The 12,474-nt window shown below is 38.8% G+C and carries 15 protein-coding genes; 9 read left to right on the top strand and 6 right to left on the bottom strand.

Annotated features, from left to right (window positions below; genetic code table 11):
• Positions 1–4: 4 nt before the first annotated feature.
• From A374_RS07725 to A374_RS07715, 3 genes are read left to right on the top strand one after another with little or no spacing between them, the layout of a single operon-like run.
• A complete protein-coding gene (locus A374_RS07725; protein WP_007201645.1) occupies positions 5–889 on the top strand; it encodes an ABC transporter ATP-binding protein in 885 nt (294 codons plus the stop codon).
• The gene (locus tag A374_RS07720; RefSeq protein WP_007201644.1) at positions 890–2,122 is read left to right on the top strand and encodes an ABC transporter permease; all 1,233 of its coding nucleotides are present in this window, start codon (positions 890–892) and stop codon (positions 2,120–2,122) included.
• Positions 2,123–2,134: 12 nt separating this feature from the next.
• A complete protein-coding gene (locus tag A374_RS07715; RefSeq protein ID WP_007201643.1) occupies positions 2,135–2,371 on the top strand; it encodes a DUF2164 domain-containing protein in 237 nt (78 codons plus the stop codon).
• A 46-nt stretch (positions 2,372–2,417) separates the two neighbouring features.
• Here A374_RS07715 and A374_RS07710 read toward each other — a convergent pair whose 3' ends face one another.
• Positions 2,418–2,861 carry a hypothetical protein gene (locus tag A374_RS07710; protein ID WP_007201642.1) on the bottom strand — a complete coding sequence of 148 codons (444 nt, stop codon included), beginning with the start codon at positions 2,859–2,861 and terminating at the stop codon, positions 2,418–2,420.
• 130 nt (positions 2,862–2,991) lie between these two features.
• Between A374_RS07710 and A374_RS07705 the strand changes: the two genes are divergently transcribed.
• The 3 genes from A374_RS07705 (at position 2,992) to ytvA (ending at position 5,011) form a co-directional block, all read left to right on the top strand.
• On the top strand, positions 2,992–3,645 hold the full coding sequence (locus tag A374_RS07705) for a type 1 glutamine amidotransferase domain-containing protein (RefSeq protein ID WP_007201641.1): 654 nt from the start codon (positions 2,992–2,994) through the stop codon (positions 3,643–3,645).
• A gap of 124 nt (positions 3,646–3,769) precedes the next feature.
• On the top strand, positions 3,770–4,003 hold the full coding sequence (locus A374_RS07700; protein ID WP_007201640.1) for a hypothetical protein: 234 nt from the start codon (positions 3,770–3,772) through the stop codon (positions 4,001–4,003).
• 216 nt (positions 4,004–4,219) lie between these two features.
• The gene (gene ytvA, locus A374_RS07695) at positions 4,220–5,011 is read left to right on the top strand and encodes a YtvA family blue-light photoreceptor (RefSeq protein ID WP_007201639.1); all 792 of its coding nucleotides are present in this window, start codon (positions 4,220–4,222) and stop codon (positions 5,009–5,011) included.
• A gap of 73 nt (positions 5,012–5,084) precedes the next feature.
• Here the strand turns inward: ytvA and A374_RS07690 are convergent, their stop codons facing one another.
• Positions 5,085–5,639, bottom strand: a complete 555-nt coding sequence (locus A374_RS07690; RefSeq protein ID WP_007201638.1) for a hypothetical protein — start codon at positions 5,637–5,639, stop codon at positions 5,085–5,087.
• A 206-nt stretch (positions 5,640–5,845) separates the two neighbouring features.
• Between A374_RS07690 and A374_RS07685 the strand changes: the two genes are divergently transcribed.
• The 3 genes from A374_RS07685 to A374_RS07675 all read left to right on the top strand — a co-directional run bounded on the left by A374_RS07685 (position 5,846) and on the right by A374_RS07675 (position 8,123).
• Positions 5,846–6,628 (top strand): transporter substrate-binding domain-containing protein, encoded by a 783-nt coding sequence (locus A374_RS07685; protein ID WP_007201637.1) that lies wholly within the window; start codon positions 5,846–5,848, stop codon positions 6,626–6,628.
• Between the two features lie 81 nt (positions 6,629–6,709).
• Positions 6,710–7,426 (top strand): amino acid ABC transporter permease, encoded by a 717-nt coding sequence (locus A374_RS07680; protein ID WP_007201636.1) that lies wholly within the window; start codon positions 6,710–6,712, stop codon positions 7,424–7,426.
• Positions 7,383–8,123: an amino acid ABC transporter ATP-binding protein gene (locus tag A374_RS07675; protein WP_274517052.1), complete on the top strand. Its 741-nt coding sequence runs from the start codon at positions 7,383–7,385 to the stop codon at positions 8,121–8,123. Before A374_RS07680 ends, A374_RS07675 begins: the two co-directional genes overlap by 44 nt.
• Positions 8,124–8,199: 76 nt before the next feature.
• Here A374_RS07675 and A374_RS07670 read toward each other — a convergent pair whose 3' ends face one another.
• From A374_RS07670 to A374_RS07655, 4 genes are all read right to left on the bottom strand, one after another.
• Positions 8,200–8,490 (bottom strand): DUF3817 domain-containing protein, encoded by a 291-nt coding sequence (locus A374_RS07670; RefSeq protein ID WP_007201634.1) that lies wholly within the window; start codon positions 8,488–8,490, stop codon positions 8,200–8,202.
• Between the two features lie 88 nt (positions 8,491–8,578).
• Positions 8,579–10,675 (bottom strand): DNA topoisomerase III, encoded by a 2,097-nt coding sequence (locus A374_RS07665; RefSeq protein WP_007201633.1) that lies wholly within the window; start codon positions 10,673–10,675, stop codon positions 8,579–8,581.
• Positions 10,676–10,873: 198 nt separating this feature from the next.
• Positions 10,874–11,773, bottom strand: a complete 900-nt coding sequence (locus tag A374_RS07660; protein ID WP_040340432.1) for a glycosyltransferase — start codon at positions 11,771–11,773, stop codon at positions 10,874–10,876.
• A 65-nt stretch (positions 11,774–11,838) separates the two neighbouring features.
• Positions 11,839–12,405: an alpha-glucosyltransferase N-terminal domain-containing protein gene (locus tag A374_RS07655; protein WP_040340431.1), complete on the bottom strand. Its 567-nt coding sequence runs from the start codon at positions 12,403–12,405 to the stop codon at positions 11,839–11,841.
• Between the last annotated feature and the right edge of the window lie 69 nt (positions 12,406–12,474).

Below are 12,474 nucleotides of genomic sequence, written 5' to 3'. Positions count from 1 at the left end.
ACTTTTGACATTAGAACTACAACATATTCATAAGTCATTCGGCTCAACAAAAGCTGTAAGCAACGTATCGTTTACGTTAGCTGAAGGTGAAGTATTAGGATTGCTCGGACGCAACGGTGCAGGCAAAACAACAACGATTAAAATCATCCTTGGGTTACTTCGACATGAACAAGGGGAAATTCGCTGGAAAGGTGCGTCGTTTCATCGGGATCATCTCTCTATTGGGTATCTTCCAGAAGAACGCGGGTTATATCAAAAAAGTACAGTGGTAGATCAATTGAGTTATTTTGCACAATTAGAAGGAATGAGTAAGAAACGTAGCTTACAAGCCATTGACCATTGGCTTGAAAAATTAGAAATTACCGAGCATAGGAATAAAAAAGCAGGCGATCTATCAAAAGGAAATCAACAAAAAATCCAACTTATTGCAACGTTAATGCATGATCCAGAGCTGCTTATTTTAGATGAACCATTCAGTGGACTCGATCCGATTAATGCGAATTTGCTTTCTTCCATTATAGAAGAACTAGTAAAACAGAAAAAAACAGTCATCCTATCTTCTCATCGTATGGATCAAATCGAACCATTTTGCGAAAATGTATGTTTACTGAAAAATGGTGCTGTCGTATCTGCAGGCCGATTACGGGAAATTAAAGAAAATTATGGCTATCGAAACGTATCGATTCCTCATGAAGCAGCTGTTGAACGTGTTCTTATGAATGCGGCTCTACCATATGAACAAAAGGTAAATGAATTGGTCGTACGAGTAAAAAACGATGAAGAAGCATTTGCCATCTTTGAAAAATTGAAGGCAGCTGAAGTACACGTACGGTCTTTCAAACTGTTAGAACCAACACTTCATGAAATCTTTTTAGAGAAGGTGAAATAAATGAACAAGCTGTTAACGGTTTATAAATTTCATGTGAAAGAAGCGATTAAAGCAAAGTCAACAAAAATTTCCATGGTGATTATGTTTGCAGCAGTTCTCGCCTTTTTTGGTTTCTCTCACTGGTCTTCGTCACAAGATGCTATAAGTAAAGATGAAGTGGGTGTGATCAATCTGAGCACTCATTATTCACTTGATTTACAATCGATTAATAAACAATTGTCTACGACGAAGTTAATTGAAAAAGAAAAGTCAGCAGAAAAGAAACTGCGTGATGAGGTGAAAAACGAGGACTTAAGTGGTCTCTTACTTATTTCAGAACAGAACAACCGGCCGATCGTTACAGCCATTAATAATCGAGCAGGTGCAAATGGAGAAGAAGTTAGTCTCGTGACGCAGCAATTACAAAAAAAATACGTTGCTACCATTGTGAAAGAAAATAAAGTGAATGAGAAAGTCGCCAGCAACCTCCTCACACCAATAGCTGTAAAAAATGAGGTCGTAAAAGAAGATCATCATGAAAAAACAGTTGGTATTGTATATGCTTTCGTTTTTTTAATGTATCTTTTTATTTTATCGTACGGACAAATGATTGCGACTGCCGTAGCGTCCGAAAAATCATCCCGGGTTATGGAAATTATGATTCCTAAAGTAAAGCCATTGTATATGATGTATGGAAAAATTGCCGCCATTTTAACGGTTGCTTGCATACAATTTGCGACCATTTTCATAGGAGGGCTCGTTGCTTATGCAGTAGGATGGTTAAATCCTGATCAACTGTCCTTATTTGGATTGGGCATTGACTTGTCTGCATTGACACCACGTATCATTATTTCCTTTGTCGTCTACTTTGCATTAGGGTACATTATTTATGCGATGATGTATGCAACAGTTGGTTCCATGGTTAGTCGCATTGAGGATTTAGGTAGCGCTGTTTTACCTGTTATTATGCTAATCATGGGGGCATTTTTCATCGGTATGAACTCTCTATTTGCACCGAATAGTACGCTCGTTGTTATTAGTTCCTACATTCCATTCTTTTCGCCCATTGCGACATTTTCACGTATTGTAGCAGGCGAAGCAGGTTGGATTGAAACAGGCATTACAATTGGTATTCTTCTCATTACGATTGTTTGTATTAATTTTGTTGCGAGCCGTATATATGTAAACGGAGTTATGAGATATGGTGGTAAAATAAAAATAAAAGACATGATTCAAATGGCAAAAAATCAATAAAAGGAGCTTTTTATGTTAATGAACTGGAAGCAAGCAGAAAAACAGGAAGCTATTCGCAGTATTCAACAATTTTTTTATGATGAACGTGGTGAGGAAATTGGTGTAATTGCTGCCGAGGCGATGCTTGACTTTGTTGGTACAGCACTCGGTCCTTATTACTATAACGAAGGACTAAAGGATGCTCGTCGGATGGTAAATGACCGACTACAAAGTATTGAAGACGATTTGTATGCATTAGAAAGAAAATAATTACAAGTAAGCCTAAGGCAGCATTTGTTGTCTCAGGCTTTTTTTATTAAAGACGGATGATGATTGTAAAGTGAACAGGTCCTAGTAATCGTACTGTATTTGGAACAGTTGTCGAAGCATATAAACGATAAACAGCAAGGGCAGCGCCATCTTCTAACCACTCTGAACCAGTAACGGAAGTGAGTTTCTTTTGTTGGTTATCAATTGAAAGTGTATGGCTAGCCACCTTTATAGAAGGATCTCTACGAATGGAAAGTGTAAGGTTCGTTGGTGAATCTCCACGGCTTTCATAACCAATGGATCCTTCGCCTTCAGCAACATTGCCGGGCGCTAATCGTGTGAAATGGACCGTGAGAAGAGGTACTTCAACATGTGCTGGCAACCAGTCGCTTGGCCTATTTAACTCTGCATCTTTTGTCACTTGCAGCTTTGGATAAAGTGCACTGCCTGATTTAGCAATTGTTTTAGCGTTTCCAAAATATAAGTTCATGTAAACACCTTAAATGATTGACGTATTGCATCGTATGTCCCGATGGAAAAAACTGCTTGGACATTTTACGTTTTAATCGAAAGAAAGAAAGGAATAGTACACATGGAGTAATTAAAGAGGAGTGGTTAAAATGAAAAAAATACTTATGGTTGTTACGAATCATGCAAAAATTGGTGAAGGAAAAACAGGCTTATGGTTAGAAGAATTTGCCGTTCCTTATCAAGAGTTTAAAAAACAAGGATATGAAGTCAAAGTAGTAAGTATCGAGGGCGGAGAGGTGCCACTTGATGAGAACAGTCTTGCAGATGACCACGGACAGTTTGATCAAGAAAAAGAATTGCTGAAGAATACAGCCGCTTTAACAAGAGAGGATGCACATGGATTTGATGCTATTTTCTTACCGGGTGGTCACGGAACAGTGTTTGACTTCCCAAATAGTCGTAACTTACAAGTAGTCGTTTCCCAAATGGCTCAAGACGATAAAGTAGTTAGCGCTGTGTGTCATGGACCTGCGGGTCTTGTGACAGCCACATACGAGGACGGAACACCAATCGTTAAAGGAAAGAAAGTAGCAGCCTTTACAGATGCAGAAGAACTAGAAACGGGCTTAGAAAAGGAAGTACCGTTCCTATTAGAAACACGCTTACGTGAACTCGGTGCAAATATCGTTAAAGGGGATAATTGGTCTGACGTCTCTGTTATTGATGGCCGATTAGTTACAGGACAAAATCCACAATCAAGTAAAAGCACTGCACTAAAAGTCATTGAAGTGCTTGAAAAATAGGAAAAGTAATAGTGAAAAGGTGGCGACTTCGTAATGAAGTCGTCCATTTTCATGTCTAATAGGTGTTTAATGAGACAATCCTGCTGAACACAGAATACGATGAAAAGGATAAAGGAGGTTTACAATGAGAGACTCCGTGAAAAAACAAACACACGTCCCTTTTCATTATTATAAATTATGTCAGTATTTTAAAGGACAACGTGTGGAAATTGAATTACAAGGTGGCCAAATCCATCAAGGAATGCTTCGTGAGTTTGATAGTGAAACGATGTACATTTCTCCTCATGTAGGGTATAACCATCGCTCGTATGCTTATCCCTTTTGTGAAGTTGTTCGGTTTCGTCCTCTAGGAGGATGAGTGATATAAGGATTGATCAGCTCAGTACATGACTGGTCTTTCTTTTTTTATAGGACAAGTACGTGATGCCAGTCAAAAAATGTTATGATTCACCATTTTCCGGGAAATAATAAGCGATAGATGGCGAAATAAGGAAGAGCGTTAGGAAAGCGTTAGGAGAAATGCTATACTAAAGATACCTAGCGGATGATTCTCTCCAGAAGGGAGTTAGATGGAATGAAATCACTTTCTAAAGTATTTCAAGATAAACTTATTTTGTTAGAACGGGCAATGGATTATTCAAGAGTAGGTATTGCTATTACCGATGCATCCTTAGAAGATAACCCTATTGTATATGTAAATGAGGGTTTTTTAACGATGACAGGGTATTCAGAAGACGAGGTACTTGGTTTGAATTGTCGTTTTCTACAAGGCATTGATACCGATCGATCTATTGTCGCTACCATTCGAGAAAAACTGTTAAAGAAAGAACGGATCTCTGTAACCATTAAAAATTATAAAAAAAATGGTACTTTTTTTTGGAATGAACTGACGATCGATCCTTTTTTTATGGAGGAAGAAAATCGCTATTATTTTATTGGCGTCCAAAAAGATATAACGAATCAGAGAGAATATCAACTAAAGTTAGAAGCTACTTTGCAAGAGATCGATCGCTTGTCAACGCCCTTAGTCCCTTTGAGTGATCATATTCACGTCCTACCTTTAATCGGGCATTTAAGTGAAGAGCGCTTTGAGAAAATTTCAACTACCGTTCTATCATCAATGAATATGAATAACGCTGAATATTTGATTCTTGATTTGTCAGGGTTGAGTACTTTTAACGGCAATACAGCAACCTTAATTGATCAATTGTATCATCTGTTAAAGCTATTAGGCACCGAACTAATTGTTACCGGTATTTCACCAACGATGGCTATGAAAGCAGGTAATAACGGTGAGCTACAGCAATTAACTACATTTTTAACTGTTCAAGAAGCGGTTAAAGCGCTAACTAAATTTGAAGGCTAAACCAATAAAAATGGACTTGCTCATCGTCAACATGAGTGAAGTCCTTTTTTTTGGACAATTATATTGAGAGAGATCATTTTATATGAGAGATTTGTTGTGAGAATATAATTGAATTGGGTCGTTTAAAGAGTAGGGTCAGCCAGAAGAGGAACAAGAGAAGTGAGGTCAGAAGAAAAAGATAGAGAAAGCTTTCCCAAAGAATTGGTTGTTGTTTTTTTGATAATTGATAGGTTATGGTCCATTGTTTATTGTGTAGGGTGACAGGCGCAAGACGCTCTTTTGAATCGCGATGGTATGTGAAGACGGGTGACTGCTGTAATCCCTGCTTAGTAGCAGGGATTACAGCGAAATATTCAAGCTCATGAATGGAAGAAGAAAAAGACTGGAGCTTGTCTTTTAAATGGGGGGTCATTTCATCGCTCTTACTCAGTAGTTGAAAGGCTTCACCTGGTTTAGAAGACAGGTTATGCGTTTTCTGATAGTCATCTAACATAAACAATAAAAAGAGAAAGACACTGAGCGCAAAGAAGGCGAGCGTAATACGAAGAAGTAAACGGGACGGTCTCTGATGGTCCTTTTTTTTCTTTTTATAATCAGAGAGCACCACAATCTTGTCATAGGTTGTCATTCTATGATCCCTCCATTTTCATAAATATTCACTTTGTCCTTTACTTATTCTTCATTAGAAAGCCAGATTCCTGTAAAAAAAGGAAGGAATTTGTTGATAGTAATAGAAAGTTTAGGAAACGGGTATGTATAAGTAACATCTACGAACAGTCATCTTGAATAGTTACTTTCTTTATGGATTACCATTACGGAGAGGAGAAAAGATGAATGAAAAAAATGAAGCTATGGGTAGGGGCTGTACTTGCTGTTGTGATGCTTGCTGGATGTGGGTCGGATACGACGAAAACAACAAGCGGTGAGGAAGTTACGTTAAAAGAAAAAGGGGTCTTTTCCTTTGCGGTCTCAGGTGAGTATGCGCCATTTAGTTACGTCGATAAAGACGGAAATCTAGATGGCTTTGATGTTGCCGTAGGAAAAGCATTAGCTAAAAAGATGGGATTAAAAGCAAAAGTGGATAAACAGAAGTTTCATGGAATTGTTACCGCTGTCAAAACGAAACGCTATGATGCAGCCGTTGCCAGTCATGCTATAAATGATGAGCGGAAGAAAGCTGTAAACTTTACAGCACCCTATTATTACTCAGGACCTGTATTATTTGTGCAAAAGGGAAGTAACGTAAAACAAGCAACCGATTTAAAAGGAAAGAATATCGCGGTTTCAAAAGGATCTACGTATGGAGAAACAGCGAAACAATACACGAAAGATATTTCTGTTTACGATAGTGATGTAACCGCTTTAAAAGCATTAAGTGAGAAAAAGCACGATGGAACGATTACCGATTCCATTACAGGAAAACAAGCCATGAAAAAAGGTTTTAATATTCAAGAAGCAGAAACACTTGGTACGAGTGAACAAGGAATTATTGTTAGTAAGGATAATGACACGTTATTAAAAGCTTTGGACAAAGCATTAGAGGAATTAAAGAAAGATGGAACACTGAAGAAATTAAGTGAAAAGTATACAGGAATTGATATTACGAAAAAACCATAATGAAAAACAATGTGCGGCTAATGAAGGCGCACATTGTTTTTTACAAAATCCTACGCATGTTTCTAGAAAGGATGAACGCCTGTGTCTGACATCTCTAACTTTTTTTCGCGAATGCTTGAGAGCTATCCGCTTTTTTTTGAAGGATTACTTTTAACTTTAGAGCTTACTGTAGTTGCTATCTTACTAGGTATTGTTGGTGGTTTAGTCGTTGCGTTCTTTAAGCTCTCTAATAGCAGGGTGCTTCGTGCTATTGCAGGTGTATATATTACACTCATTCGTGGAACGCCCTTAATTGTACAGATTTTCTTTTTCTATTTTGGTTTATCAGAACTGGGTATTTCCGCCTATTGGTGTGCCACAATTGGATTAGCTCTGCATAATAGTGCATATATTGCCGAAATCTTTCGTGGATCGATTCAATCCATTGATCATGGACAGACAGAAGCGGGGCGCTCACTCGGAATGAGCTCCTTACAAGTGATGCGAAGAATCGTCCTACCGCAAGCTTTTTTGCGCGCTTTACCGCCGCTTGGTAATCAATTTATTACGTGTTTGAAGGACTCATCTCTCGCAGCCTTTATTTCGTCGTCAGAGTTGTTTAATATCGCTACCGCACAAGGCGCACGAACGTTTGAGGAGATGACTTATTTATTAATTGTAGCTGTCTATTATCTTGTGCTTGTTTTAATTTTCCAAGGTATTGTTCACCTATTAGAACGCAAATTTTCAGCTGGAGAGGAGAGAGTGAAAACATATGATCGAAAGAAAAATCATGGTAAAGGTCAGCTCGCTCAATAAATCGTTTGGTGATTTACACGTATTAAAAGATGTTGATTTACAAGTAGCAGAAAAAGAAGTTGTCGTATTGATTGGTTCAAGTGGCTCTGGTAAAAGTACATTGTTACGTTGTCTTAATTTCTTGGAAATGAAGGAAAGTGGCAGTATTGAAATTGATGGCGTCCAAATTGAACCAAAATCTACAAATCTGAATGTGTTTCGTCAAAATGTAGGGATGGTGTTTCAACATTTTAATTTATTTCCTCATAAGACGGTATTAGAAAATGTGATTGAGGCGCCTGTTGTGGTAAAGAAAGTTCCGAAAGATCAAGCAATTGCTGAAGCAAGAGTGTTGCTTGAAAAAGTAGGATTAGCTGATAAGGAAGCTGTTTATCCGAATAAACTTTCAGGAGGTCAAAAACAACGTGTAGCCATTGCACGCGCATTAGCGATGAAACCAAAAGTGATGTTATTTGATGAACCAACATCTGCTTTAGATCCAGAGTTGGTCGGAGAAGTGTTAGTAACGATGAAAGATCTTGCTGCAGAAGGAATGACGATGATTGTGGTTACACATGAAATGGGCTTTGCAAAGGAAGCCGCTGATCTGGTTGTGTATATGCATGATGGACAAATTGTAGAGGCTGGTAAACCGATGGATCTTTTTACAGCTCCGAAGCAAGAACGAACGCGTTCATTCTTACAAGCCATCTTATAACACATAACACATGAAAAAATGAGCACTCCTCGTGTGGGAGCGCTCATTTTTTACGTGCCATTTACCGTTTGTTTGTTTAGGCTACATTTTTCTTTAAATAAGCATCAAAAACGAACGGACCAAATGGTAAAACGGAAGCAACGAGTGCACCCATCACACGCGTAAACGGCCATTTATTCGTTAACGCTGCATAGCCGAGTGTGATTAAATAGAGCACGAAGAAAAGTCCGTGTAAAGAGCCAACAATCATAACGGCAATCGGAAGCCCCGCTGCATACTTAAGGGGCATTGCTACACCGAGTAATAGAAGAAAAGAGATTCCTTCAAATATACCAACCTGCATAAAACGTTTAACAGCTGTATTCATGCTCGGTAACCTCCTGTATAATATCTATCTTTTAATTTACCACAGTGTGAGCGTATATGGTGTCGATAATCGTGGACGAAATGTGAATCTATTCTTTATTTTCTAAAGCAGCTTTTAAAGCATCTGCTAAGCTATTCCCTAATGGTGCTTCTTCCTTAGCCGTATACTTTTTCATAAGCTGACGTTCTTCACGTTTTGATACGCTCTTTTTCTTATCTTCTGCTTTTTCGACAACGTTACATGGTCGGCATTGGAAGTACAGGCCTGCTTTTCCTTTATGCATTTCCATTTTCTTTTTACACTGAGGACAACGGCGATTTGATAATTTTGCTTCTTTACGTTTTCGATAACCACATTCTCGACTTGAGCATACTAGCATCTTCCCATCGCGACCTTTCACTTCTTTCATGAAAGATCCGCATTCAGGACATTTTGAGCCTGTAAGATTATGTGCTTTATAGGTTTGATCGCTTTTTTTAATTTCGGATACAAGTGCCTGTGTTTGGTTTCGGATGTTCGTTAAGAAGTCTTGTGGATCGCCTTTGCCACGAGCAATGTTTTCAAGCTCTTTTTCCCACTTAGCTGTAAGCTCAGGTGACTTTAACGCCTCATTAACAAGATCAATCAGTTGTTTCCCTTTTGGGGTGGGATGTAGTCGATTGTTTTGCCGATCAATGGTTTCTGTGCTAAGCAACCGTTCAATAATATCAGCACGGGTTGCTGGGGTACCTAAGCCGTATTTCTCCATTTTGCTTAATAAATCAGCCTCATTGTAGCGAGCAGGTGGCTCCGTTAGTTTTTTTGTAAGTTCGCACGATGATACGGTATACGCTTGACCTTCTTTTACTGAACGAATAGAAGTACTAAGAGGTTGTTCAGCATCTTTTCCTGTAACAGATTTAAAGCCCAGATTTGTAACGGTTGTTTCTTTTACAGAAAATGTTTCACGATTAACATGAAGAGTGGCGGTTACCGTTTCTGACTGAAATGGTGCGTAAAACAAGGCGAGAAAGCGGCGTACAATCATATCATATACTTTTCGTTCATCATTCGATAAGTCACCAAGGTGAGGAGGCTCATCAGTTGGAATAATCGCATGATGATCGGTTACTTTTTCGTTGTTAAAAACTTTCTTTAGCAAGACTTGCCCTTTATTTTTAAGAGCAGGCTGCACTTCTTCACGATAGCTAGAAGATAGTGCTTGCAGACGATCGTTCATCGTATTTTTCATGTCGATTGTTAAATACTTTGAATCTGTACGTGGATACGTGACAAGCTTATAGCGTTCGTATAAATTTTGGAGAACACCAGCTGTTTTCTTTGCCGAAAATCCAAAGCGGCGATTCGCATCACGTTGTAATTCTGTTAAATCATAAGGAAGAGGCTGCGATTCTATCTTCTCTTTCTTCTGAAGTGAATGCACCGTTGCTTTTTGCTGTTTTGCTTGCGCGACAATCTCTTCTGCTACTTTACGATCGAAAAGGCGGCGCTCTCCATTCTTTTCCCAAGTTGCTAAAAAAGGCCCTAGCTTTGCTTGAATCGTCCAATATTCTTTCGGTACAAATGCTTTAATTTCTTTTTCGCGTTCTAGAATCATAGATAGTGCCGGCGTTTGAACACGTCCTGCCGATAGCTGTTCATTATACTTCGTCGTTAGGGCACGGGTCACGTTTAAACCGATTAACCAATCTGCTTCTGATCGACAAACAGCGGATTGATAGAGGGTATCATACTGTGCAGCGGGTTTTAATTGTTTAAAGCCATCTTTAATAGCGCGATCTGTTTGGGAGGAAATCCATAGTCGTTTGACAGGTTTTTTCCAGCGCAGTTTTTCAAGAATCCAACGAGCGACAAGCTCTCCTTCACGTCCTGCATCTGTTGCTATGATAAACGATGAGATATCTTTTCGTTTGGCAAGTGACTCAATGCCTTTGTATTGGTGGCGGACACCTGAAATGAGCTTTAACCCCATTTCCTTAGGAATAATAGGTAAGTCCTCCATGCGCCATGTTTTATATTCTTTATTGTAGTCTTCTGGCATTTTAAGCTCAACAAGGTGTCCAAGTGCCCACGTAACAACGTAGTGAGGACCCTCAATGAAATGCTTTGATGTTTGTGTACAACCGAGAACGCGTGCTAAGTCACGTGCAACGCTCGGTTTTTCTGCAAGAACAAGTGCTTTCATAACGTCTCCTTTCATATAGACAAGTAATTCTAACACATTTGCTGTCCATAGTTAGTATAGCTGAAAGAGAGGAAGGACGAAAATATTTAAAGTAATCGGTGTATTTTCACAGCATAACAAAAAAAAGAGACCGATCGTCGGCCTCCTCTTCTTAGATTGATGTATCTTTGTTTACTATATCGGTGTGCTCGTCAGAATTTAAAGGTTTTTTTGTTTCTTTTTAGCGATTGCACATGAAACAACGTCTAGCCAACGTTTGCTGTATGCCTCTTTATGAAAGACTTCTTTCATATGTAGAGCAGCTCTTTTTCCCATTGCTATCGCTTGCTCCTTATGTTGAAACATCCAAACCATTTTAGTGGCAAGTGCTTTATAATCACCGTTAGGAACAATCCATCCGTTTTCGCCAGACGTAATTAAATCAGTAGGTCCATAATGAATATCATAACTTATAACTGGAGTACCCATAGACATACTCTCTAAGATACTTAATGAAAACCCTTCTGATTTGCTAGCCAATATTGAAAAAAGGGCTTCTGTATAGCGGCTAGCAGGTTCGTAGGTATAGCCTCTAAATAGAACGTTATGTTCTAAATGATGTTTTGTAACCAATGTTCTTAAATGGTCTTCTTCACTTCCAATCCCATAAAGCTCCAATATAGCATGTGGCACTTCTTGAAGGACCAGTCGAAAGGCTTCTAAAATATGATCAATCCGTTTAATTTCAGAGAAACGGCTGATTACGATGGCTTTTGTATGCTGTATTTTTCGCTCATATACTGCTTCATTTTGTAAAAAGGCTAGCGATGCATGAGGAATGACTTCAATGTTCGCTTTAGCGGGTGCTATGAACGTTTCGATATCTTTCTTTTGTTGATGTGTTAACGTTAATGCCACATCAAAACGTTCAATCTCTTTTAACCCGGGTGCAACCTTTTCAACAATCTCTCCATTTTCTTCTAGATGGTTACTATGTAATCTCCACATTGTTACAGCGTGCTTCGCTTTCGTACGAAGGACAATTTCATCACACGGTCTGGCATCTGAGACAACCGTTGGCGTTTCATATGAAGCAAGAAGTGAATCTAGCCAAAACACTTTCAAATCCAGTTCAGATGAAAACGTTGCTTTTATTTTTTGCTCGGAAAAATAAAGGATTTTCGTTACATCACCGTTTTGTGGTGATTGCCATTTCGTAAATATGCTGCTTCCTTTTGGCCGTAATAGATCGTTTGCCGAGGTTTATTTCGTTCGTAATCCATAAATAACGATTTTCGTAAATGTCCGTTGCTGTCATAGTATTCTCGTTTCGTGCGATACCTAGACTCATTGTAATAGTCAATTATCTCAATGGTCTCATTTGGGGTAGATTGAATAAATTTCGTATACATCCCATTTTCAAAAGCGCGAACGGCATGCGCCTTGTTAGGATGTACCTCGAAACATGCTTGTGATGATTGCAACAGCGTTTGAGCATTCCCTTTTGTAGTAAGATTAGCCCACTGACCAAGATGTTGATACATGTTAAGAACGATTACACGATTGTTCAACTTATGAAGCGTTCGTAGTTCCGAAACAATATGATCATAATTTGTATCAAAATTAAAGGTAAGAATATAGGTGCCAAAGCCTTGCTCAGCAAACGTATTTGCTTGTAATAAGCAGGCTTTTGTTAAACCACCTCGTTGTACGTCCAGGGAGTTTAATAGAAAAAAGATGGTCGATGACATCGGCATTTCCTCCAAAAAATTCAGTCCTTCTTACGATTTCCGAAAAGCCCAGCAATCATGCTTGTAAAT

The organism is Fictibacillus macauensis ZFHKF-1, from assembly GCF_000269865.1.
In the GTDB taxonomy this organism is placed as follows: domain Bacteria; phylum Bacillota; class Bacilli; order Bacillales; family Fictibacillaceae; genus Fictibacillus_C; species Fictibacillus_C macauensis.
The sequence above is the reverse complement of the archived record's forward strand: the minus strand, read 5'-3'. Positions and strand labels throughout refer to the sequence as shown.